The following is a 20,809-nucleotide window of genomic DNA, read 5'->3' on the forward strand; positions in this document are numbered from 1 at the left end:
GGCGCCAGGTCAGCGGGGCCTCCGTGGTCCCCGGATGGTGCGGGCGGCGGCAGCCGACGAGGAAGCTGCCGCCGCCCGCCGCGGGAAGCCTCAGCCGTCAGTGGGTGGTGCATTGTTCGTACAGGCGCAGGAGCTTTTCCTTGGTGGCCAGCTTCTCGCGCTTCATCTGGGCCAGGGTGACGTCATCGATCGGAAGCACCCCGAGCTCGGCGTCCATGACCTTCTTGTCCAGCTGGCGGTGTCGCTGGTACAGCTGCTTGAACTCGGGGTTGCGCTTCATCAGAGCTTCGATTTCAGCCTGCTGCCCTTCGAACATGTCTACACCTCATCAGGAAAGGCGCATCCCTGCGCGGTCGCCGGCGCCCACGCCGGCTCCGGAAAAACAAACGCCCCGGGCCGTGCGGGACCGGGGCGTCTCGTGACCGGGCAGGACGTCGTGCGGGACCACCGAACCACCGGAAACGTCCGCGGGACGGCGCATGGGCCGGGCGGCGTTCTCCAGCGGGACGGCGGACGGATGCATGGCGGCTGGCTCCGGTCGACCGGGCGGTTGGAGTACCGCCCGGACGCTTCGACCCTACCCCACCCCACAGGAGCGGACAAGCGGGGTTTGCCCGGAACTGCGACCGCCAGTCAGAAACGGACCAGGGAACGCAAACCGTTGGACTAGGTGAATACGCGACGGCCACGACCGTCGCGTATTCAGGCGATGCGACCGCACCGGCTCAGGGTGCGACAACCACCTCGGCCGCGCGCTGCGCGCTGGCCGGCCCGCTCCTGCCCTCGGCCTTGATCCGCGCGGCGGGCACGCCGGCCTGGACCAGCGCCTCGCGCAGGGCCTGGGCGCGGGCCTGGGCCAGCTTGGCATCCTGCGACCAGGCCTGCACGCGCACGTTGCGCGTGTTGATCTGCAGGTAGGCGGCCAGGGCCGCGGCGGCGTCCTTGCCGGAGGCGCTGAGCGCGCCCTTGCCGGCGGCGTAGGCGCTGCCCGGCAGGGTGAACACCTCGCTCTGGCCGTCGAAGCGCGCCGGCGGCAGTTTCTTGCCGGACACCAGCTCGGCCTCCTGGCGCGCCAGCTCGGCCTCCTTGCGGCGGGCCGCGCTCAGCTGCGCGCTCTGCCGGCTGGCGGCCTTGCCCAGGGCCTGCTCGGCCTCGGTGCGGGCCGCGGCCTCGGCCTCCGCGGCCAGGCGCAGGCGCTCGGCCTCCTCGGCCTGGATCTGGGCCTGGATGCGCAGGCGTTCGGCCTCGCGGCGGGCCTCCTCCGCCTCACGGCGGCTGGCCTCCAGCAGCAGCTCGGTGCGGCGCTGGTCCAGCCGCGCCAGCTCCTGGCGCGCAGCCTCGGTCCGCACCGCCAGCTCGGCGATCTCCACCCGCCGCTCGGCCAGGTACAGGGCTTCGGGCCGGGCGGCGCGCCGGGCCGCGGCCAGCGCCGCCAGCGCCTCGCGGGCCTGCATCTGCTCGAACGGGGCCAGCCGGGCGACGTCCGGGTCGGCCTGCAGCGCCTCCAGGCGGGCCTGCAGCCGCAGCACGTCCGGATCGTCGGCCGCCGGCGCAGGCACGGCCACCAGCAGCGCCAGCCCCAGCAGGCCGGCGCGCACGCACGGGAAGCGGCGGCTCATCGGGCACCCTCCGTGGCCAGGCCCAGGCGCTGGCGCAGCTCGTCCACCTCGTTTCGGCGTGCCTGCACGGCGGCCTCGACCTGGGCCAGCTCGCTGCGGACCCGGGCCAGGTCGGCGTCGGCCTCCGCGCGCAGGGCCAGCGGCGCGGCCTCCCTGCGCTCGCGCCGGCTGGAGGACAGCGCCGCGGTCTGGGCCTGGACCAGGGTCTGCCGGGCCAGTTCCAGCAGGTCGGGGGCGTAGTGGTCGGCGTCGGCCCGCTGGGCCTTGACCACCGCCTGCTCGGCCCGCTGCAGCTCCGGGACCGCGGCCGTCTGGGCGTGGGCCGTGACGGCCAGCCCGGAAGCGAGCAGCAGCGCGCACAGGCGCCGCGGGAAGTATGCGAAGCTAGGATCGTTCATCGGGGAACGTCGCGTCCTGAGGGTCGCGGCCATTGTCGGAAGCCAGGACCGCACGCGCAACGTGGAAGTTCCCGGCCGGAGGAATCCTGGGGGATATCGCGCACATGGATATCGGCTACTTCCTGAAGCTCATGACCGAGAAGAACGCCTCGGACATGTTCCTGACCACCGGGGCGCCGGTCTACATCAAGATCGAGGGCAAGATGTATCCCCTCGGCAGCACCGGGCTGCCGCCGGGGCTGGTCAAGAAGATCGCCTACTCGCTGATGGACGAGGGCCAGGTGCCGCAGTTCGAGCGCGACTTGGAGCTCAACATGGCCATCGCCGTGCGCGACGCCGGCCGCTTCCGCGTCAACGTGTTCAAGCAGCGCGGCGAGGTGGGCATGGTCATCCGCGCCATCCGCAGCGTGATCCCCTCGATCGAGGAGCTGAACCTGCCGGAGGTGCTGAAGGACATCATCATGACCCCGCGCGGCCTGGTCCTGATCGTCGGTTCGACCGGCTCGGGCAAGTCCACCGCGCTGGCATCGATGATCGACTACCGCAACAGCAACACCACCGGCCACATCCTCACCATTGAGGACCCGATCGAGTACCTGCACAAGCACAAGAAGTCGATCGTCAACCAGCGCGAGGTGGGCCTGGACACCCACGCCTTCCACAACGCGCTGAAGAACGCCATGCGCGAGGCGCCGGACGTGATCCTGATCGGCGAGATCCTCGACGCCACCACCATGGAGGCGGCCATCGCCTTCGCCGAGACCGGCCACCTGTGCCTGGCCACCCTGCACTCCAACAACGCCGACCAGACCATCGAGCGCATCCTCAACTTCTTCCCGGAGAGCGCGCACAGGAACATCCTGATGAACCTGGCGCTGAACCTGCGCGCGGTGGTCTCGCTGCGCCTGGTCCAGGGCGTGGACGGCCGCCGCCTGCCGGCCACCGAGGTGCTGATCAACACCCCGGTGATCGGCGACCTGCTGCGCCGCGGCCAGGTGCACGAGCTGAAGAAGGCCATGGAGGAGTCGCTGGAGGAAGGCATGCACACCTTCGACCAGTGCCTGTTCCGCCTGGCCAAGCAGGGCCGCATCACCCAGGAGGAGGCGCTGCGCGCGGCCGACTCACGCGACGGCCTGGCGCTGAAGTTCCGCTTCTCCGAGGGCGCCGACGAAGAACACGACCCGTACGCGGACGTCAACGAGGCCCCGGCGGCCTCGTCGCAGATCACCCACGGCTTCCTCTGATCGGCCGCCGCGGCGGCCGGGGCGCGGTCAGGACGCGGCGGGCGCGTCCGGCTGCGCCTCCGGGGCCGCGGTCCGGAACGCCGGCAGCGCCAGGCAGGCCCGCTCGATCCGGGCCAGGGTGGGCCACGCCTCCACGTCCATGCCGAAGCGGCGGGCGTTGTACAGCTGCGGCACCAGGCAGCAGTCGGCCAGGCCCGGCGCGTCGCCGTGGCAGAACGCCCCGGTGGCCGGGTCGTCGGCCAGCATCGCCTCCAGCGCCGCCAGGCCGGTACCGATCCAGTGCCGCACCCAGGTCTCGCGCTCGGCCTGCGGCACGGCCCACTGCTGCTCGAAGAACTGCAGCACGCGCAGGTTGTTGAGCGGGTGCACGTCGCAGGCCACCGCCTGGGCGAGCGCGCGCACCCGCGCCCGGCCGCGCGCGTCGGCCGGCAGCAGCGCCGGCTGCGGCCAGCACTCGTCCAGGTACTCGAGGATGGCCAGCGACTGGCGCAGCACGCGCCGGCCGTGCACCAGCACCGGCACCAGTTCCTGCGGGTTGAGCGCGCGGTATCCGGCGGCGTGCTGCTGGCCGCCGTCGCGCAGCAGGTGCACGGGCACGGATTCGTATGCCAGCGCCTTCAGTGCCAGGCCGATGCGCACCCGGTAGGCGGCCGAGGAGCGCCAGTAGGTGTACAGGCGCAACGGTTCGGTGTCGTGGTCCCGGCTCTGCATGCTCCCTCCCCTGTGGCCGCGCGGCGGCTCAGGCCGCCGGCGGGTCCTGGCGTTCGATCCGCTGGTCGATGGCGCCGAAGATGCTGCGGCCCTGGCGGTCGAACATCTCGATGCGCACCCGGTCGCCGAACTTCAGGAACGGGGGGCTCGGCTTACCGTCGCGCAGCATCTCCACCGTGCGCTTCTCGGCGAAGCACGAGGCCCCGCGCGAGAGGTCGTGGTTGGCGATGGTGCCGGAGCCGACCAGGGTGCCGGCGGCCAGCGGCCGGGTCCTGGCGGCATGGGCCACCAGCTGGGCGAAGTCGAACTGCATGTCCTCGCCGGCCTCCGGGGCGCCGAACCACTCCCCGTTGACGTGGGTCACCAGCGGCAGGTGCAGCTTGTTGCCGCGCCAGGCCTCGCCCAGCTCGTCCGGGGTGACGAACACCGGGCTCAGCGCCGAGCGCGGCTTGGACTGCAGGAAGCCGAAGCCCTTGGCCAGCTCGGCCGGGATCAGGTTGCGCAGGGACACGTCGTTGACCAGGCCGACCAGCTGGATGTGGCCGGCGGCCTGCTCCGGGGTCACCGCCATCGGCACGTCGTCGGTGACCACCACGATCTCGGCCTCCAGGTCGATGCCGTAGTCCTCGCTGACCACGCGCACCGGGTCGCGCGGACCGAGGAAGCCGGCGCTGGTGGCCTGGTACATCAGCGGGTCGGTGTAGAAGCTCTCCGGCACCTCGGCACCGCGGGCACGGCGCACCCGCTCCCCGTGCGGCAGGTAGGCGCTGCCGTCCACGAACTCGTAGGCGCGCGGCAGCGGCGCGGCCAGGGCGGCGTGGTCCAGCTCGAAGACGCCCTCGGCCCGGCCTTCCTCCAGCGCCGCGGCCAGCGCGTTCAGGCGCGGCGCAGTGGCCTGCCAGTCGTCCAGGGCCTGCTGCAGCGTGGCGGCGATGCCGGTGGCGCGCACGGCGCGGGTCAGGTCGCGCGAGACGACCACGAGGGTGCCGTCGCGGCCGCCTTCCTTCAGGGTTCCGAGCTTCATCCGGGGTGTTTCCTGCGGTCTGGTGGCCGGATTGTAGCGGCGACGGGAAATGGTTTCAGGGGAAACTTGGCTGCCGCCACATGAACGGCGCCCGCACCAGCGCCGGCCGCCGCGCCCGGCATGGCGTAGAATCCGCGCCGGTTGCCCGGTGGCCCGTTTCCCATGGGCCGGCTCCGCCCCCGGCGGCGCCCCGCCCGCTCCGACGTCTTCCGCGGCAATCGTCCGGTGTCCCGCACCGGTTCCCGTTTTCTCGCAGCGCGGTTCAAGGGAACGCTCCGAGTCCCCCGGCCCCACCACGGCCCGGTCCGCCCGCGCGGGCCGTCACCAAGGAGTGTTCCCCCATGTCGTTCCAATCCCTGGGCCTGGCGCCCACCCTGCTGCGTGCGCTGTCCGAACAGGGCTACCAGACCCCCACCCCCATCCAGCAGGCCGCGATCCCGCTGGTCCTGGAGGGCCATGACCTTCTGGCCGGCGCCCAGACCGGCACCGGCAAGACCGCCGCCTTCGGCCTGCCGCTGCTGCAGCGCCTGGCCGCCACGCCGCAGCGCGACCGCCGCCCGCGTGCCCTGGTGCTGGCCCCCACCCGCGAGCTGGCCCTGCAGGTGCACGAGAACCTGCGCGCCTACACCAGGTACCAGCGCGTCTCCAGCGCCGTGGTCTACGGCGGCGTGGGCATGGGCCAGCAGCTGGAGGCGCTGCGCCGCGGCGTGGACCTGCTGATCGCCTGCCCCGGCCGCCTGATCGACCACCTCGCGCGCGGCAGCGTGGACCTGTCAGCGGTGGAGGTGCTGGTGCTGGACGAGGCCGACCGCATGCTGGACATGGGCTTCCTGCCCTCGATCAAGCGCATCCTGGCCAAGCTGCCGCGGCAGGAGCGGCAGACGCTGCTGTTCTCGGCCACCTTCGCCGACCCGATCAAGCAACTGGCCATGGAGTTCATGCGCAGCCCGCGCGAGGTGATGGTGACTCCACGCAACACCGTGGCCGAGACCATCGCCCATCGCGTGCATCCGGTGGACAGCGGCCGCAAGCGCGCCCTGCTGCTGCACCTGCTGGCCGCCGACACGCGCGTGCAGACCCTGGTGTTCGCCCGCACCAAGCACGGCAGCGACCGCCTGGCCCAGTTCCTGGAGAAGGTCGGCGTGCGCGCCGCCGCGATCCACGGCAACAAGAGCCAGAACCAGCGCCAGCGCGCCCTGGCCGAGTTCAAGGCCGGCAAGGTCAAGGTGCTGGTGGCCACCGACATCGCCGCCCGTGGCATCGACATCGACCAGCTGCCGCGGGTGATCAACTACGACCTGCCGATGGTGGCCGAGGACTACGTGCACCGCATCGGTCGCACCGGCCGCAACGGCGCCAGTGGCCAGGCCATCTCCCTGGTCGCGCAGGAGGACGCCAGGCTGCTGCGCCAGATCGTGCGTCTCCTGGGCCGCGACATGGACATCCAGGAGGTGGAGGGGTTCGCCCCGGCCACGCCGATCCGCTGGGGCGAAGGCGCCCCCGGCAAGGCCCGGGCGGCCGGCGGCGCGGACGCGCCGCGCAAGCCTGCCGGCCACCGCGGCCGCCGCCCGCAGGGCAAGGCACCGCGCCATGCCCACGCCGGTGCCCCGGGCGGCCACCGTCCGCCGCGCCCGCAGCCGCCGCGGCACGGCGCCACGCCGCAGGCCTGATCCCGCGCCGCTGGCCTCCCGTCTCCCCCCGTCTGCTAGGGTGGACCGGCGCACACCGCGCCTGCTCAGGGGGAGGGGGAGAGATGCCTGCACGCACCATCGTCATCGCCGCGCTCGGCCTGGTGCTGGCCTGCGCCGCGGCCATGCCGGCGGCCGCGGCCGACACGCCGGCGCCACGCGCCGGGCTGCGCGCGTTCGCCGACGAGGCCGAGCTGGACCGCCTGCTACGGCACTGGCAGGCCAAGGCCGAGGAGGAGCAGCGCTCGCGGCGGCGGCTCTCCGCGCTGCCGATGCCGGCCGCCCCGGCACCGGCCGCCGCCCCCATGCCCGCGCCGGCCGCCGCGGCCGAGTCCATCACCAATGTGCAGACCGCCGGTGTGGACGAGGGCGGCATCGTCAACCGCCACGGCGACCACCTGATCGTCCTGCGCCGTGGCCGCCTGTTCACCGTGCGCATCGGCGCAGCCCGCCTGGAACCGGTGGCGCACGTGGACGCCTTCCCGCCGGGTGCGCAGGCCCACGGCGACTGGTACGACGAGCTGCTGGTGGCCGGCGACACCGTGGTGGTGGTCGGCTACAGCTACCGCCGCGGCGGCACCGAAATCGGCCTGTTCGACATCGACGCCGGCGGCCACTTAGCCTGGCGCGCCAGCTACCACCTGCGCAGCAGCGACTACTACTCGGCCGGCAACTACGCCACCCGCCTGGTCGGTGACACACTGGTGCTCTACACCCCGCAGCACTTCGGGCCGTGGGGACGGCCGATGAAGGAGCGGCTGCCGGCCTTGCGCCGCTGGCAGGCAAAGGACGCGGGGGAGTTCCGCCGCATCCTGCCGGCCACGCGCATCTTCCGCACCGACGATCCGCTGGACCCGTTCGGCGATGGCGTGGCCCTGCACACCGTCACCACCTGCGACCTGGCGCGGCCGGAGCTGGAGTGCACCGCCACCGCGGTGCTGGGGCCGCCGGGCCGGGTGTTCTACGTCTCCCAGGACTCGGTGTTCGTCTGGACCACCGCCCGCGCCCGCGGCACGGGGCCCGGCCGTTCGGCGGTGTTCCGCATCCCGCTGGACGGCGCCACGCCCACCGCGCTGAAGACCACCGGCGGTCCGGTGGACCAGCTGTCCTTCCTGCAGGGCGAGGACGGCCACCTCAACGTGCTGCTGCGCGCCGACAGCGCGGGCGAGGGCATGTGGGCCGGGCGCCTGCAGCGCGGCGAGCTGGCGCTGCTGCGGGTGCCGCTGGACCTGTTCGGCGACGGCACCACCGCCGCACCCGCCTCGGCCTACCGCAGCCTGCCCGCGCCGCCCGGCGGACCGCTCAGCAACCGCTTCATCGGCGACTGGCTGGTGTACGGCCAGGCTGCGCGCCACCCCGGCTGGGGACGCGGGTCCGGGGACGGTGGCCGCGCCTACGCGCTGCGCCACGCCGACGCCGCCGCGGCGGTGCGGGAGATCCCGCTGCGCCACGGCGTGGAACGCATCGAGGCGATGGGCAGGGACGCGGTGCTGGTGGGCAACGCCGGCGACGACCTGCTGTTCAGCAGCCTGCGCCTGGACCGCGACGCCAGCCTGGCCGGCGTCTACGTGCACCCCGGCGCACGCCAGGCCGAATCGCGCACCCACGGATTCTTCTACCGCCCCACCGGTACCGACCAGGGCATGGTCGGACTGCCGGTCCTGCGTGGCCGGGGCGCGGCGGTGGCCTTCCTGCGCAACGCGGCCCTGCGCCTGCAGGGCCTGGGCCAGCTGGAGGCGCGGCCCGCGGGCGATCAGGACGACGGCTGCCAGGCCAGCTGCGTGGACTGGTACGGCAACGCTCGGCCGATCTTCGTCGGCGAGCGGGTGTTCGCGCTGATGGGTTACGAGCTGGTCGAGGGCCACGTGCGCGACGGCCGCATCGACGAGCGCCGCCGCCTCGACTTCACCCCGCCGACGCGCGCGCGGTGAACCGCCGGCGTGGCGGGGCCAGGCCCGCCACGCCGTACAATGGCGGCATGGACATCTTCAAGGTCTTCACCATCGAGGCGGCCCACCGCCTGCCGCACGTGCCCGAAGGGCACAAGTGCGGGCGCCTGCACGGCCACTCGTTCCGGGTGGAGATCCACGTCGCCGGCGAGCCCGACCCGCATACCGGCTGGATCATGGACTTCGCCGACATCAAGGCCGCCTTCGCCCCGCTGTACGCGCAGCTGGACCACCACTACCTCAACGAGGTCGAGGGCCTGGAGAATCCGACCAGCGAGCGCCTGGCCATGTGGATCTGGGAGCGGCTCAAGCCGGCCCTGCCGCAGCTGAGCGAGGTGGCGGTGCACGAGACCTGCACCTCCGGCTGCCGCTACCGCGGCTGAGCCGGCCGGGCCGGCGGCCCCGCACTGGCTGGACGTGGCGTTGAATGCCGGCGCCGGATGCGCCGGCCGGGTCGCCGCGGACGCGGCTCCCGCAGAAAAACACCGGGCGCCGCGACGGTCGCCACCGGTCGCGGCGTGGCTCCGGCACCGGTACCGGCCGCGGGTCGTCCGCGCACGCGGCGCCGCCCGGGCGGCGGACCGGGAGGCACGCAACCTGCTGATTCTTGACGTTTTGTCTGCGTTCCTGAAGGGTTGAAAACAGCCTTGTTGCATTGCACAAAAGGCTGCCGTATGCTGCACCGCACCAAAAGGCAATCCCTCATGGAGGCCGCCATGTCCTACCAGTTCGCCGAGCAGTTCAGCGTCTACGCCCAGCAGTTCGCCGCGGTCGCCTCGCGGGTCAACAAGCTGGCCCTGGAAAACGCGGAGACGCTCCTGGACGTGCAGCTGCGCACCCTGGAGAAGAACGTCGACGCCACCACCAGCTACCTCGGCGAGCTGGCCGAGGCCCGTGACTTGGACGCCTACCGCACCCTGTGGCCGAAGGGCCTGCAGGTGGCCCGCGACAACGTCGAGCGCGTGGCCGCCGCCAGCCAGGAAGTGATCGGCCTGGCCCTCAAGACCAGCGAGGCCCTCGGCCAGCTGGCCAAGAGCCAGTTCGAGGCCGCCGCCGGGGCGGCGCCGGCCGCGACCAGGCCGGCCAAGTCGGCCAAGCACTGAGACCTTTCCACGTCTTTGCGCGGCTCCCCTCCCCCGCGCAGACACGACCCGGCAGCCCTCCCTCCCGCTGCCGGGTCTTTTTTTGCCCGGCGCCGGCCCGCCTAGCGCGGCAGCGACAGGCAGGCCGCCAGTTGCGCCGGGTCCGGATCTGGCGTGTACGGCAGCCGGCCCAGGAACGGTGCCGGCAGGCGCATGGCCAGCAGTTCCAGGTTCTCGTCGCGGCAGGCCATGCGCGGATCGACCTCGCTGGCGATCCAGCCGGCCAGATGGAAGCCTTCGGCGGCGATGGCCCGCGCGGTCAGCCGGGCATGATTGATGCAGCCCAGGCGCATCCCCACCACGAGCACCACCGGTGCGCCCAGCTGGCGCACCAGGTCGGCCTGCTCGACGTCCGTGGCCAGCGGCGCGGCCCAGCCGCCCACGCCCTCGACCACCACCACCTCGGCCTGTGCACGCAGGCGGGCGAAGGCGTCCAGCAGCGGCGGCAGGGCCACCTCGATGCCGGCCGCGCGCGCGGCCAGCTCCGGCGCCAGCGGCTCCGGTAGCGCGTACGGGTTGAGGTCGGCGTACGGCGGTTGTGGATCGCTGGCCTCCTGCAGGGCCAGCGCGTCGCCGTTGCGCCAGTAGCCCTCGACCAGGGTGCAGCCGGAGGCGACCGGCTTCATCCCCACCGCGCGCAGGCCGTGTCCGCGCAACGCGTGCAACAGTGCGCAGCTGGCCAGGGTCTTGCCGGCACCAGTGTCGGTACCGGTCACGTACAGGCGGTCGGTTCCGTTGAAGGGCATGGCGGGAAACGGCGCGCGGCGGAGGTCCGCGGCGCACATCATACACGCGGCGCGCCGCCGCCGGCCGGCACGGGGTACCATCGCGCCATGTCCTTCGCTTCCATCCCCCTCACCGGCGACAAGCCGGAACAGTACCGCCAGCTGCTGGAACAGGCCCGCGGCCTGCTGGGCGGCGAGCGCGACCGCATCGCCAACGCCGCCAACCTCTCCGCGCTGGTCTACCACGCCCTGCCCGACCTCAACTGGGTGGGTTTCTATTTCTACGACGGCAGGGAACTGGTCGTGGGGCCGTTCCAGGGCCTGCCGGCCTGCGTGCGCATCCCGCTGGACAGGGGCGTGTGTGGCGCGGCCGCGCGCACCCGCACCACCCAGCGCGTGCCCGACGTGCACGCCTTCCCCGGCCACATCGCCTGCGACGCGGCCTCGCGCTCGGAGCTGGTGGTGCCGCTCGTGGACGGCGACGCGCTGGTCGGCGTGTTCGACCTGGACAGTCCGGTGCCGGACCGTTTCGACGAGGACGACCAGCGCGGGCTGGAGGCCATCGCCGCCGCCTTCCTGGACTCGCTGCGATGAGCCTGACCGGCCTGCGCAACATCGGCCCCAAGAGCGCCGCGTGGTTGCGCCAGGTCGGCGTGCACGGCGCGGCGGACCTGGCCGCGCTCGGCCCGGTGCAGGCCTTCCTCAGGGTGCGCCGCGCCGGCTTCCGGCCCAGCCTCAACCTGCTGTACGCGCTGGAAGGCGCGCTGGCCCGCTGCCACTGGCACGACGTGCCGGAGGCGCGCCGCCGGCAGCTGCTGGACGAGCTGGAGACGGCCAGCGCCGCGCTGCCGCCGCCGCGCGGCACGCCGGTGGCCACGCCGGTCACCACCCCCTATCCCGGCGGCGGGGAAGACGGCGGCGTGCCCGTGTCCGGCGACGACGCGGACGCCGAAGACTTACCCCCAGCGGGGGGGCGATGGCATACAATCGCCCCGCTGCAAGGTGACCCGCCGGCGTGTCCGGCGGGTTGAAACGGGAAGCCGGTGCGTCCGCGAGGACCAGTCCGGCGCTGCCCCCGCAACGGTAGGCGACCCCAACGCCGCGACCTCGGCCACTGTGCTCCTGGCATGGGAAGGCGTCGCGGAAGGACCGCACGGTCCGGGTCGCGAGCCCGGAGACCGGCCTTGCGGTCCACAGGTTGCGATGCGGAGGGCGTCGCGGCGTGCCGGCGCCGCCGTGCGCCTGTCCGCGTCCATGCGTCCTCCCTCGTGACTCCCCTCCCTGGCGCCGGGTGCGGCGCCAAGTACGCATTGGAGCCGTTGATGATCGTCCGACCGCTCGCCACCGCCACCCTCCTAGCGCTGGCGGTTTCCCGTTCCCTCCCCGCTTCCGCCCAGGACCCGGCCACCGGCCTGGACGAGGTGCTGGTCACCGCCACCCGCACCGAGATCGCCCTGCGCGACAGCCTCTCTCCCGCGCAGGTGATCGACCGCGACGAGATCGAGCGCAGTCAGGCCACCAGCCTGCAGCAACTGCTGGCCGGCCGCGCCGGCATCGACCTGGCCAACACCGGCGGGCCGGGCAAGCAGACCTCGCTGTTCCTGCGAGGCGCCGGCTCCAACCAGGTGCTGGTGCTGGTGGACGGCGTGCGCATCGGTTCGGCCACCGCCGGCCAGCCGGCGATCCAGGACATCCCGGTGGCCCAGATCGAGCGCATCGAGATCGTGCGCGGCCCGCACTCGAGCCTGTACGGGGCCGACGCCATCGGCGGCGTGATCCAGATCTTCACCCGCCGCGACCGTGGTGCGCCGCAGCCGCGACTGATGCTGGGCGCGGGCAGCAACGGCCTGCGCGAGGCCGGCGCCGGCCTGGGGCTGGGCGGCGAGCGCGGCTGGTTCGGCGCGGACCTGGCCTTCCTGCGTACCGACGGCATCAATGCCTGCGCCGGCACCGCCGCCGGCTGGGGCGCGGGCTGTTTCGCCGACGACCCTGACCGCGACGGCTACCGCAACCGCTCGGCCAGCGTGCGCGGCGGCGCGCGGCTGGCCGAGGCCTGGACCCTGGAGGGCAGCGTGCTGCACGCGGCCGGCTACAACCACTATGACGGCAGCTGGGCCGACTATTCCGAGACCGAGCAGCGGGTGTACTCGGGCCGCCTGCGTTACGCCCCGTCCGCGCGCCTGGCGCTGCAGGCCAATGCCGGCCGCAGCTACGACGACGCACAGGACTATGGCCCCAGCGGCCATGCCGGCGGCTTGCGCACGCGCCGCGACCAGGCTTCGCTGCAGGGCGACTTCGTGCTCGGCGACGGCCAGTCGTTGATGGCCGGCGCCGACTGGCTGGAGGACCGCATCGACGGCACCACCGCCTACGAGGTAGACCATCGCGACAATACCGGCGTGTTCGCCGAATACCAGGGCCGCTTCGGCGCCCAGCAGCTGCAGGCCGGCCTGCGCCACGACGACAACGCGCAGTTCGGCGGCCACACCACCGGCAACCTCGGCTGGGGCTGGCACCTGGGCGGCGGCCTGCGGCTGTCGGCGCGCTACGCCACCGGCTTCCGCGCCCCGAGCTTCAACGACCTCTACTACCCCGGCTTCGGCAACCCTGACCTGGCCCCGGAAGAGTCGGAAAACCTCAACCTGGGCCTGGCCGGCGAGCACGGCGACTGGCGCTGGAGCCTGGATGTGTACGAGAACCGGGTCGACGACCTGATCAGCTACGACGCGGCCACCTTCCTGCCGGGCAACATCGACCGCGCGCGCCTGCGCGGCGGCGAACTGACCGTGGCCGCCACGCTGGGCGGCTGGGACCTGTCGGCGCAGTACAGCCACGTCGATCCGCGCAACCGCTCCGACGGCCCCTACCGTGGCCACCTGCTGCCGCGCCGCGCGCGCGACAGCGGCCGCCTGGACCTGGACCGCCGCGACGGCCGCCTGGCCTGGGGTGCCACGCTCAAGGCCGCCGGCCCGCGCTGGGACGATGCGGCCAACAGCGCGCGTGTGGGCGGGCACCTGACCTTCGACCTGCGCGCCGAGTACGCACTGGACGCGGACTGGAGCCTGCTGGCGCGGGTGACCAACCTGCTGGACCAGCGCTACCAGATCGTGGACTGGTACAACCAGCCCGGCCGCGAGTTCGGCCTGCAGCTGCGCTGGCGGCCGCAGGCACGCTGAAGCGGAGTGCCCGGGCCGCCCCGCGCGGCCCGGGCACCCTCAGAGCAGGGCCGGCAGCTGGCGCAGGTCGTCCAGCACGGCCAGCGCGCCGGCGCGTTCCAGGTCCAGGCCGCGCGGATAGCCGTAGCGCACCAGCACCACCGGCATGCCCGCGGCCTGCGCGGCGTCGCGGTCGGTGGCCGAATCGCCCACCATCAGGCACTCCCGCGGCGCCACGCCGAAGCGGCCGGCCAGGTGCAGCAGCGGGGCCGGATCCGGCTTGCGCCGCGGCAGAGTGTCGCCGCCGACGATGGCCGCGAAGAAGCCGGCGATGCCCAGGTGCTCCAGAAGCGGCGCCACCATCGCCTCCGGCTTGTTGGTGCACACGGCCAGCGGCAGGCCGCGTCCGCGCAGCAGGGCCAGGGCTTCGGCCACGCCCGGATACAGCACCGGCGAGCGCAGCAGGCACTGCCGGTAGTGGGCCATGAACGGCGCCAGCACCGCGTCCGGGTCGCGCGCGTCGCCGGCATGGCGCAGCGCGGTGGCCAGCAGGTGACGCGTGCCCTCGCCGATCCAGCCGCGCACCGTGGCTTCGGAGACCCGGGCATGGCCCAGGGCCTCCAGGGTGCGGTTGAGCGCCTCGGCGATGTCGGCCGCGCTGTCCACCAGCGTCCCGTCCAGGTCGAACAGCACCGCCTTCGTCGCCACGCCACGCTCCGCCTTGCAGGAAACGCGCATTGTAGCGGCGCTGCCGCTTCAGGCCTGGAACAGGTCGCGCTGCAGGGCCACCTCCTCGCGGTCGCGGAAGCCGGACAGGCCGACACCGACCAGGCGGTAGCGGGTATGCGCCGGCAGGTCCACGCGCGCCCGCAGGGCCAGGGCGATCTCCACCAGCTCCGCGGCCGAGGCCGGCGGTACGTCCGGGGTGAAGCTGCGGGTGAGGATGCGGAACTGCGCGGTCTTGAGCTTGAGCACCACCGTGCGGCCGACGCGGCCGGTGCGCGCGGCCGCCTGCCAGGTGCGCGCGGCCAGCTCGCGGATGGCCGGCTCCAGCGCCTCCAGCGGCAGGTCCTGGGCGAAGGTGTCCTCGGAGGACACCGAATGCACCGGCTGGTCCGGCTCCACCGGGCGCTCGTCGATGCCGCGGGCGCGCCGGTACAACGTGGCACCGAAGCTGCCGAAGCGCTCCTGCAGCACCTCCAGCGGCAGCGCGCGCAGCTCGCCCACCGTGGTCACGCCCAGCGCCTGCAGGCGTTCGCGCATCACCCGGCCCACGCCGGGGATGCGTTCCACCGGCAGCGGGGTGAGGAAGCGCTCGACCTGGTGCGGGCGGACCACGAACAGGCCGTCGGGCTTGCGCCAGTCCGAGGCGATCTTGGCCAGGAACTTGTTGGGCGCCACGCCGGCCGAGGCGGTCAGGGCCAGCTCCTCGCGGATCTGCCGGCGGATGGTCTCGGCCACGGCGGTGGCGGTGGACGACCCGGACCTGGGCACGGTCACGTCCAGGTAGGCCTCGTCCAGGGACAGCGGCTCCACCAGGCCGGTGTGGCGCAGCAGGATCTCGCGCACCTGGCGGGACACGGCACGGTAGCGGGTGAAGTCCGGCGGCACGAACACCGCCTCCGGGCACAGCCGCTCGGCGCGCAGGGCCGGCATGGCCGAGCGCACCCCGAACTTGCGTGCCTCGTAGGAGGCCGCGCACACCACCGAACGGGGCCCGCGCCAGGCCACCACCACCGGGCGGCCACGCAGGGACGGGTCGTCGCGCTGTTCCACCGACGCGTAGAACGCGTCCATGTCCACGTGGATGATCTTGCGCGGCGGGGCCTCGGGCTGGGTCACGGGCCCTATTGTGCGCTCCCGGCCGCCGGCGCGGCCCGTGGACGGCGGGCTAACGCCTGCCGCACCATCCTGCCCGCGCCCGCCCGGGCGACCCTGTCCAACGGCATTTGCGCCGGCCGGCGGCATCGGGCACGCTTGGCGATTTACCTCCTCCCGGGACAGCCATGACTCGCGCTTCCTCGTTCACCCGCGAACAGCTGGTCGCCAGCAGCCGCGGTGAACTGTTCGAATCCGGCGACGCCCGCCTGCCCGCCGACCTGATGCTGATGTTCGACCGCATCGTCGAGATCAACGAGGAGGGCGGCAAGTACGGCAAGGGCTTCATCCGCGCCGAGCTCGACATCCATCCGGACCTGTGGTTCTTCCAGTGCCACTTCATCGGCGATCCGGTGATGCCCGGCTGCCTGGGCCTGGATGCGATGTGGCAGCTGGTCGGCTTCTACCTGACCTGGCTGGGCGCGCCCGGCCGCGGCCGTGCCCTGGGCTGTGGCGAGGTGAAGTTCTTCGGCCAGGTGCTGCCGACCGCCAAGCTCGTGACCTACGAGATCGACATCAGCCGGGTGATCAACCGCAAGCTGGTCATGGCCCAGGCCGATGCGCGCATGCTGGTGGATGGCCGCGAGATCTACGCCGCCAAGGACCTGCGCGTGGGCCTGTTCACCTCCACGGAGGACTTCTGAGCATGCGTCGCGTCGCCATTACCGGCATGGGCATCGCCTCCTGCCTGGGCAACGACCTGGACACCGTCTCGGCCGCCCTGCGCGGGGGCCGTTCCGGCATCCGCCACCTGCCCGAGGCCGCCGAGCGCGGCCTGCGCAGCCAGGTCGGTGGCCCGGTGGACCTGGACCTGGACGCGCTGATCGACCGCAAGCTGAAGCGCTTCATGAGCAACGCGGCCGCCTACAGCTACGTGTCCATGCGCGACGCCATCGCCGACGCCGGCCTGGACGAGGCCCAGGTCAGCCACCCGCGCACCGGCCTGGTGGCCGGTTCCGGCGGCGGCTCCAGCCACTGGCAGGTGGAGACGGCCGACCTGCTGCGCGAGAAGGGCGTGCGCAAGGTCGGCCCGTACATGGTCCCGCGCACCATGTGCTCGACCGTGTCGGCCAACCTGGCCACCGCCTTCAGGATCAAGGGCGTCAGCTACTCGATCGGTGCCGCCTGCGCCACCTCGGCGCACTGCATCGGCGCGGCCGCCGACCTGATCCGCCACGGCGCCCAGGACATCGTCTTCGCCGGCGGCGGCGAGGACCTGCACTGGACCATGAGCGTGATGTTCGACGCCATGGGCGCGCTCTCGTCCTCCTACAACGACACCCCGGAGAAGGCCTCGCGCCCGTATGACGCCGGCCGCGACGGCTTCGTCATCGCCGCCGGCGGCGGCATGCTGGTGCTGGAGGACTGGGACCACGCGGTGGCGCGCGGCGCGCGCATCTACGCCGAGCTGGTCGGCTACGGCGTGACCTCGGACGGCGCCGACATGGTGGCCCCCTCGGGCGAGGGCGCGGTGCGCTGCATGCGCATGGCCCTGGAGAACCTGGGCGGGCGCAGGGTGGACTACCTCAACACCCACGGCACCTCCACCCCGCTGGGCGACATCGTCGAGCTCAACGCGGTGCGCGAGGTGTTCGGCGAGGACATGCCGCCGATCTCCTCGACCAAGGCCCTGTCCGGCCACTCCCTGGGCGCGGCCAGCGTGCACGAGGCCATCTACTGCCTGCTGATGATGCGCGACGGCTTCATCGCCGGCTCGGCCAACATCGAGACCCTGGACCCGAAGGCCGAGGGCTTCCCGATCGCGCGCGAAAGCCGCGACGCGAAGCTGGACGTGGTCATGTCCAACAGCTTCGGCTTCGGTGGCACCAACGCCACCCTGGTGTTCGCCCGGCCCTGATGCGACCCGCCCGGGCCGTTCCACGTGCCCAGGGCACGACGCGCGCGGACGCCGGCGCCGGATGCGCCGGCCGGGTCGCCGCGAACGCGGCTTCTGCAGGGGCACCGGATCAGGCGGCGGCCATGCCGCTGTGACGCAGCAGGGCGTCGATGCGCGGCGGGCGGCCGCGGAAGGCGACGAAGTTCTCCAGCGCGCTGCGGCTGCCGCCGCGGGAGAGGATCTCGCGCAGGAAGCGCGCGCCGGTCTCGGCCAGCCGGTCCGGCGCCTCCTCGAAGGCGGCGTAGGCGTCGGCGCTGAGCACTTCGGCCCACTTGTAGCTGTAGTAACCGGCCGCGTAGCCGCCGGCGAAGATGTGGCTGAACTGGTGCGGGAAGCGGTGCCAGGCCGGGGCGCGGTTGACCGCCACCTCGTCGCGCACCCGCTCCAGCAGCTGCATGAAATCGTCCCGGGCCGGGTCGAAGCGGCTGTGCAGTTCCATGTCGAACAGGGCGAACTCCAGCTGGCGCACGGTGAACATGCCGCTCTGGAAGTTCTTCGCCGCGAGCATCCGCTCGAACAGCTCGCGCGGCAGCGGCGCGCCGGTGTCCACGTGCGCGGTCATGGCCTGCACGCGCTCCCACTCCCAGCAGAAGTTCTCCATGAACTGGCTGGGCAGCTCCACCGCGTCCCATTCCACGCCGTTGATGCCGGCCACCGGCAGCTCGCCGACCGTGGTCAGCAGCTGGTGCAGGCCATGGCCCATCTCGTGGAACAGGGTGGTGACCTCGTTGAAGCCCAGGGTGGCCGGCTTGCCGTCCACGCCCTTGCCGAAGTTGCACACCAGGTACACCAGCGGCGTCTGCACCCCGGCCGGGGTGGTGCGGCGGTTGCGGCAGTCGTCCATCCAGGCGCCGCCACGCTTGCCCTCGCGCGCGTACGGGTCCAGATAGAACTGGCCCAGCAGGCGGCCCTGCGCGTCCTCGACGCGGTAGAAGCGCACGTCCTCGTGCCAGACCGGGGCGCTGTCGGGCTTCACCTTCACCCCGTACAGGGTCTCGATCAGGCCGAACAGGCCGGCCAGCACGCGCTCCTCGGTGAAGTAGCGCTTCACTTCCTGCTCGGAATAGCTGTAGCGGGCCTGCTTGAGCTTCTCGCTGGCCCAGGCGATGTCCCAGGGCTGCAGCTCGTCCAGGCCCAGCTGCTCGCGGGCGAAGGCCTCCAGCTCGGCGCGGTCACGGCGGGCGAACGGCAGCGCGCGGGCCGCCAGGTCGCGCAGGAAGGCCAGTACCTCGTCCGGGCTCTGCGCCATCTTGGTGGCCAGCGAATACTCGGCGTAGTTGGCGAAACCCAGCAGCCCGGCCAGCTCCGCGCGCAGGGCCAGGATGCGGGCGATCAACGGGCCGTTGTCCAGCTCGGCCGGGCCGGCCTCGGAGGCGCGCAGGCCGTGGCCGCGGTACAGCGCCTCGCGCAGGGCCCGGTCCTCGGCATGGGTCTGCACCGCCAGGTAGCAGGGCATCTGCAGGGTCAGCTTCCAGCCCGGCCTGCCGTCCTTCTCCGCGGCGGCGCGGGCGGCGGCCACCACCTCGGCCGGCAGGCCGGCCAGGCGCGCCTCGTCCTCCACGTACAGGGCGAAGGCGTCGGTGGCGTCCAGCACGTTCTGCGCGAACCTGGCCGACAGCGCGGCCAGCTCCTCCTGGATGGCGGCGAAGCGCTGGCGCGCGGCCTCGTCCAGCTCGGCGCCGCCCAGGCGGAAGTCGCGCAGGGCGTTGTCCACCACCTTGCGCCGCGTCGCGTCGTAGCCGGCGTACTCGGGCGAGGCGGCCAGGGCGCGGTACTGGGCGTAGAGCGCCTGGTTCTGCGCCAGCGCGCTGGCGAAGCGGGTCACCCGTGGCAGGTTGGCGTTGTAGGCCTCGCGCAGCTCCGGGGTGTTGACCACCGCCTGCAGGTGCGAGACCTGGCCCCAGGCCCGCCACAGCCGCTCGGTGGCGTCCTCCAGCGGGCGCACGAAGCTGTCCCAGGTCACCGGACTGACCGCCTCGGCCTGCTTCACCGCCACTTCGGCCCGGGCCAGGAGCACGTCCAGCGCCGGGCCGACGTGTTCGGGCCGGATGCGGTCGAAGGGAGGCAGGCCGGAGAAGTCGAGCAGCGGATTGTCCATGGGACGTCCTCGGAACGGTGGGAGCGGTGCCGGGCCGCGCATTCCATGCAGATGCGCGCCCGGCGCCGGGAAATCAAGCCGCGCGGTGCGGCCGCACGGCCACGCGCAGGCGGGGTCCAGCGGAGCGGCGGCCTACAGGTCGCCGCACACGGGCAGGTCCAGCGGTTCTCCGGCCACCGCCGCGGTGATGGCACGGTCGGCCGCAGCGATGTCGATGCCCTGGCGCGCGTACCAGTCCGGGTCGTAGTAGCTGTGCGCGTAGCGCTCGCCGCTGTCGCACAGGATGGCCACGATCGAGCCGCTGCGGCCGGCGCGGCGCATGGCCTGCGCCGCCAGCAGCACGCCGACGAAGTTGGTGCCGGTGGATCCCCCCACGCGCCGGCCCAGTACCCGGCTGACGTGGCGCATGGCCGCCAGGCTCAGCGCGTCAGGCACCTTGACCATCGCGTCCACGCAGCTGGGCACGAAGCTGGCCTCCACCCGCGGCCGGCCAATGCCTTCGATGCGCGAGCCGCACGCCAGGGTCAGGCCCGGGTCGGGCTGGCCGGCGCGGGCGCCGCGGTAGAAGTCGAAGAACACCGAGTGCTCCGGGTCGGCGCACAGCACGCCAGTGTCGTGCTGGCGGTAGCGCACGTAGCGGCCCAAGGTGGCGCTGGTGCCGCCGGTGCCCGGGCCGCACACGATCCAGGCCGGCACCGGGTGCGGCTCCTGCGCCATCTGCTTGAAGATGGACTCGGCGATGTTGTTGTTGGCCCGCCAGTCGGTGGCCCGTTCGGCGTAGGTGAACTGGTCCATGAAGTGGCCGCCGGTCTGCCGCGCCAGCTGCGCGGAGACCTCGTTGATCGTGCACGGATCGTCCACCAGGTGGCAGCGGCCGCCGTGGAACTCGATGGCGGCGATCTTCTCCGGCGAGGTGCCGGCGGGGATCACGGCGATGAAGGGCAGGCCCAGCAGGCGGGCGAAGTAGGCCTCGGACACCGCGGTCGAGCCGCTGGAGGCCTCGATCACCGGCCGCCCTTCGCTCAGCCAGCCGTTGGCCAGGGCGTACAGGAACAGCGAACGCGCCAGGCGGTGCTTGAGGCTGCCCGTCGGATGGCTGGACTCGTCCTTCAGGTACACGTCGATGCCCGGATAGCCGGGCAGCGGCATGGGAATGAGATGCGTGTCGGCCGACCGGTTGAAGTCGGCCTCGATCTTGCGGATGGCGGCGGCCACCCACTGGCGTTGCGACATGGCGGTGCGGCAAGTGGAAAACCCCGGATTCTACCGGGGCCGGCCGCC

General features: G+C 72.9%; 19 protein-coding genes, 1 pseudogene and 1 riboswitch. Of the genes and pseudogenes, 10 read left to right on the forward strand and 10 right to left on the reverse strand.

All coding sequences use genetic code 11. From position 1 onward, the window contains the following. Nucleotides 1-97 precede the first annotated feature (97 nt). From CR938_RS04020 to CR938_RS04030, 3 genes are all read right to left on the reverse strand, one after another. Entirely contained in the window at nucleotides 98-316 is a 219-nt protein-coding gene (locus CR938_RS04020) for an HP1242/YdcH family protein (protein ID WP_162123780.1), read from the reverse strand. 409 nt (nucleotides 317-725) lie between these two features. Beyond that, nucleotides 726-1,619, reverse strand: a complete 894-nt coding sequence (locus CR938_RS04025) for an OmpA family protein (RefSeq protein WP_162123781.1) — start codon at nucleotides 1,617-1,619, stop codon at nucleotides 726-728. Then, complete coding sequence (locus CR938_RS04030) at nucleotides 1,616-2,017, reverse strand: DUF4398 domain-containing protein (protein ID WP_162123782.1); 402 nt, start codon at nucleotides 2,015-2,017, stop codon at nucleotides 1,616-1,618. Before CR938_RS04030 ends, CR938_RS04025 begins: the two co-directional genes overlap by 4 nt. Nucleotides 2,018-2,121: 104 nt before the next feature. On the opposite strand from CR938_RS04030, the gene CR938_RS04035 reads away from it, so the two are divergent. After that, nucleotides 2,122-3,261, forward strand: a complete 1,140-nt coding sequence (locus tag CR938_RS04035; protein ID WP_162123783.1) for a PilT/PilU family type 4a pilus ATPase — start codon at nucleotides 2,122-2,124, stop codon at nucleotides 3,259-3,261. Nucleotides 3,262-3,288: 27 nt separating this feature from the next. On the opposite strand, the gene maiA is transcribed toward CR938_RS04035, so the two are convergent. Beyond that, the gene (maiA, locus tag CR938_RS04040; RefSeq protein WP_162123784.1) at nucleotides 3,289-3,972 is read right to left on the reverse strand and encodes a maleylacetoacetate isomerase; all 684 of its coding nucleotides are present in this window, start codon (nucleotides 3,970-3,972) and stop codon (nucleotides 3,289-3,291) included. Nucleotides 3,973-4,000: 28 nt separating this feature from the next. Further along, a complete protein-coding gene (locus CR938_RS04045; RefSeq protein WP_162123785.1) occupies nucleotides 4,001-4,996 on the reverse strand; it encodes a fumarylacetoacetate hydrolase family protein in 996 nt (331 codons plus the stop codon). Between the two features lie 341 nt (nucleotides 4,997-5,337). Here CR938_RS04045 and CR938_RS04050 point away from each other — a divergent pair, with 341 nt between their 5' ends. The 4 genes from CR938_RS04050 to CR938_RS04065 all read left to right on the forward strand — a co-directional run bounded on the left by CR938_RS04050 (nucleotide 5,338) and on the right by CR938_RS04065 (nucleotide 9,736). Continuing rightward, a complete protein-coding gene (locus tag CR938_RS04050) occupies nucleotides 5,338-6,666 on the forward strand; it encodes a DEAD/DEAH box helicase (protein ID WP_162123786.1) in 1,329 nt (442 codons plus the stop codon). 83 nt (nucleotides 6,667-6,749) lie between these two features. Beyond that, a complete protein-coding gene (locus CR938_RS04055) occupies nucleotides 6,750-8,615 on the forward strand; it encodes a beta-propeller domain-containing protein (protein ID WP_162123787.1) in 1,866 nt (621 codons plus the stop codon). Nucleotides 8,616-8,662: 47 nt separating this feature from the next. After that, nucleotides 8,663-9,016, forward strand: coding sequence for a 6-carboxytetrahydropterin synthase QueD (gene queD / locus CR938_RS04060; protein WP_162123788.1), 354 nt, complete (start codon nucleotides 8,663-8,665; stop codon nucleotides 9,014-9,016). A gap of 333 nt (nucleotides 9,017-9,349) precedes the next feature. Further along, entirely contained in the window at nucleotides 9,350-9,736 is a 387-nt protein-coding gene (locus CR938_RS04065; protein WP_162123789.1) for a phasin family protein, read from the forward strand. A 101-nt stretch (nucleotides 9,737-9,837) separates the two neighbouring features. Here CR938_RS04065 and bioD read toward each other — a convergent pair whose 3' ends face one another. Further along, a complete protein-coding gene (gene bioD, locus CR938_RS04070; RefSeq protein ID WP_162123790.1) occupies nucleotides 9,838-10,521 on the reverse strand; it encodes a dethiobiotin synthase in 684 nt (227 codons plus the stop codon). Between the two features lie 87 nt (nucleotides 10,522-10,608). On the opposite strand from bioD, the gene CR938_RS04075 reads away from it, so the two are divergent. From CR938_RS04075 to CR938_RS04085, 3 genes and pseudogenes are all read left to right on the forward strand, one after another. Next, nucleotides 10,609-11,094 (forward strand): GAF domain-containing protein, encoded by a 486-nt coding sequence (locus CR938_RS04075; RefSeq protein ID WP_162123791.1) that lies wholly within the window; start codon nucleotides 10,609-10,611, stop codon nucleotides 11,092-11,094. Further along, a pseudogene (locus CR938_RS04080) lies at nucleotides 11,091-11,447 on the forward strand (TfoX/Sxy family protein); the annotation flags it as partial. The gene CR938_RS04075 and the pseudogene CR938_RS04080, both read left to right, overlap by 4 nt. A 36-nt stretch (nucleotides 11,448-11,483) precedes the next feature. Next, nucleotides 11,484-11,701: riboswitch (cobalamin riboswitch) on the forward strand. A 121-nt stretch (nucleotides 11,702-11,822) separates the two neighbouring features. After that, a complete protein-coding gene (locus CR938_RS04085) occupies nucleotides 11,823-13,676 on the forward strand; it encodes a TonB-dependent receptor domain-containing protein (RefSeq protein WP_162123792.1) in 1,854 nt (617 codons plus the stop codon). A gap of 39 nt (nucleotides 13,677-13,715) precedes the next feature. Here the strand turns inward: CR938_RS04085 and gph are convergent, their stop codons facing one another. Then, entirely contained in the window at nucleotides 13,716-14,363 is a 648-nt protein-coding gene (gene gph, locus CR938_RS04090; protein WP_246190963.1) for a phosphoglycolate phosphatase, read from the reverse strand. 48 nt (nucleotides 14,364-14,411) lie between these two features. After that, nucleotides 14,412-15,497, reverse strand: a complete 1,086-nt coding sequence (dinB, locus tag CR938_RS04095; protein ID WP_281350214.1) for a DNA polymerase IV — start codon at nucleotides 15,495-15,497, stop codon at nucleotides 14,412-14,414. Between the two features lie 164 nt (nucleotides 15,498-15,661). Between dinB and fabA the strand changes: the two genes are divergently transcribed. Together fabA and fabB are read left to right on the forward strand one after the other, a co-directional pair. Then, nucleotides 15,662-16,177 carry a 3-hydroxyacyl-[acyl-carrier-protein] dehydratase FabA gene (fabA, locus tag CR938_RS04100; RefSeq protein ID WP_162123795.1) on the forward strand — a complete coding sequence of 172 codons (516 nt, stop codon included), beginning with the start codon at nucleotides 15,662-15,664 and terminating at the stop codon, nucleotides 16,175-16,177. A gap of 2 nt (nucleotides 16,178-16,179) precedes the next feature. Continuing rightward, entirely contained in the window at nucleotides 16,180-17,391 is a 1,212-nt protein-coding gene (gene fabB / locus CR938_RS04105; protein ID WP_162123796.1) for a beta-ketoacyl-ACP synthase I, read from the forward strand. A 109-nt stretch (nucleotides 17,392-17,500) separates the two neighbouring features. Here fabB and CR938_RS04110 read toward each other — a convergent pair whose 3' ends face one another. Next, entirely contained in the window at nucleotides 17,501-19,528 is a 2,028-nt protein-coding gene (locus tag CR938_RS04110; RefSeq protein ID WP_162123797.1) for a M3 family metallopeptidase, read from the reverse strand. Between the two features lie 132 nt (nucleotides 19,529-19,660). After that, on the reverse strand, nucleotides 19,661-20,761 hold the full coding sequence (locus tag CR938_RS04115; RefSeq protein WP_162123798.1) for a PLP-dependent cysteine synthase family protein: 1,101 nt from the start codon (nucleotides 20,759-20,761) through the stop codon (nucleotides 19,661-19,663). Nucleotides 20,762-20,809 lie beyond the last annotated feature (48 nt).

Source organism: Pseudoxanthomonas taiwanensis (assembly GCF_010093135.1).
GTDB classification, from domain to species: Bacteria; Pseudomonadota; Gammaproteobacteria; order Xanthomonadales; family Xanthomonadaceae; genus Pseudoxanthomonas; species Pseudoxanthomonas taiwanensis.

Bases quoted from the DNA above. Each gene is read 5' to 3' on its own strand.
- CR938_RS04020 (WP_162123780.1), bottom strand. From the start codon at position 316: ATGTTCGAAGGGCAGCAGGCTGAAATCGAAGCTCTGATGAAGCGCAAC.
- CR938_RS04025 (WP_162123781.1), bottom strand. From the start codon at position 1,619: ATGAGCCGCCGCTTCCCGTGCGTGCGCGCCGGCCTGCTGGGGCTGGCG.
- CR938_RS04030 (WP_162123782.1), bottom strand. From the start codon at position 2,017: ATGAACGATCCTAGCTTCGCATACTTCCCGCGGCGCCTGTGCGCGCTG.
- CR938_RS04035 (WP_162123783.1), top strand. From the start codon at position 2,122: ATGGATATCGGCTACTTCCTGAAGCTCATGACCGAGAAGAACGCCTCG.
- maiA (WP_162123784.1), bottom strand. From the start codon at position 3,972: ATGCAGAGCCGGGACCACGACACCGAACCGTTGCGCCTGTACACCTAC.
- CR938_RS04045 (WP_162123785.1), bottom strand. From the start codon at position 4,996: ATGAAGCTCGGAACCCTGAAGGAAGGCGGCCGCGACGGCACCCTCGTG.
- CR938_RS04050 (WP_162123786.1), top strand. From the start codon at position 5,338: ATGTCGTTCCAATCCCTGGGCCTGGCGCCCACCCTGCTGCGTGCGCTG.
- CR938_RS04055 (WP_162123787.1), top strand. From the start codon at position 6,750: ATGCCTGCACGCACCATCGTCATCGCCGCGCTCGGCCTGGTGCTGGCC.
- queD (WP_162123788.1), top strand. From the start codon at position 8,663: ATGGACATCTTCAAGGTCTTCACCATCGAGGCGGCCCACCGCCTGCCG.
- CR938_RS04065 (WP_162123789.1), top strand. From the start codon at position 9,350: ATGTCCTACCAGTTCGCCGAGCAGTTCAGCGTCTACGCCCAGCAGTTC.
- bioD (WP_162123790.1), bottom strand. From the start codon at position 10,521: ATGCCCTTCAACGGAACCGACCGCCTGTACGTGACCGGTACCGACACT.
- CR938_RS04075 (WP_162123791.1), top strand. From the start codon at position 10,609: ATGTCCTTCGCTTCCATCCCCCTCACCGGCGACAAGCCGGAACAGTAC.
- CR938_RS04085 (WP_162123792.1), top strand. From the start codon at position 11,823: ATGATCGTCCGACCGCTCGCCACCGCCACCCTCCTAGCGCTGGCGGTT.
- fabA (WP_162123795.1), top strand. From the start codon at position 15,662: ATGACTCGCGCTTCCTCGTTCACCCGCGAACAGCTGGTCGCCAGCAGC.
- fabB (WP_162123796.1), top strand. From the start codon at position 16,180: ATGCGTCGCGTCGCCATTACCGGCATGGGCATCGCCTCCTGCCTGGGC.
- CR938_RS04110 (WP_162123797.1), bottom strand. From the start codon at position 19,528: ATGGACAATCCGCTGCTCGACTTCTCCGGCCTGCCTCCCTTCGACCGC.
- CR938_RS04115 (WP_162123798.1), bottom strand. From the start codon at position 20,761: ATGTCGCAACGCCAGTGGGTGGCCGCCGCCATCCGCAAGATCGAGGCC.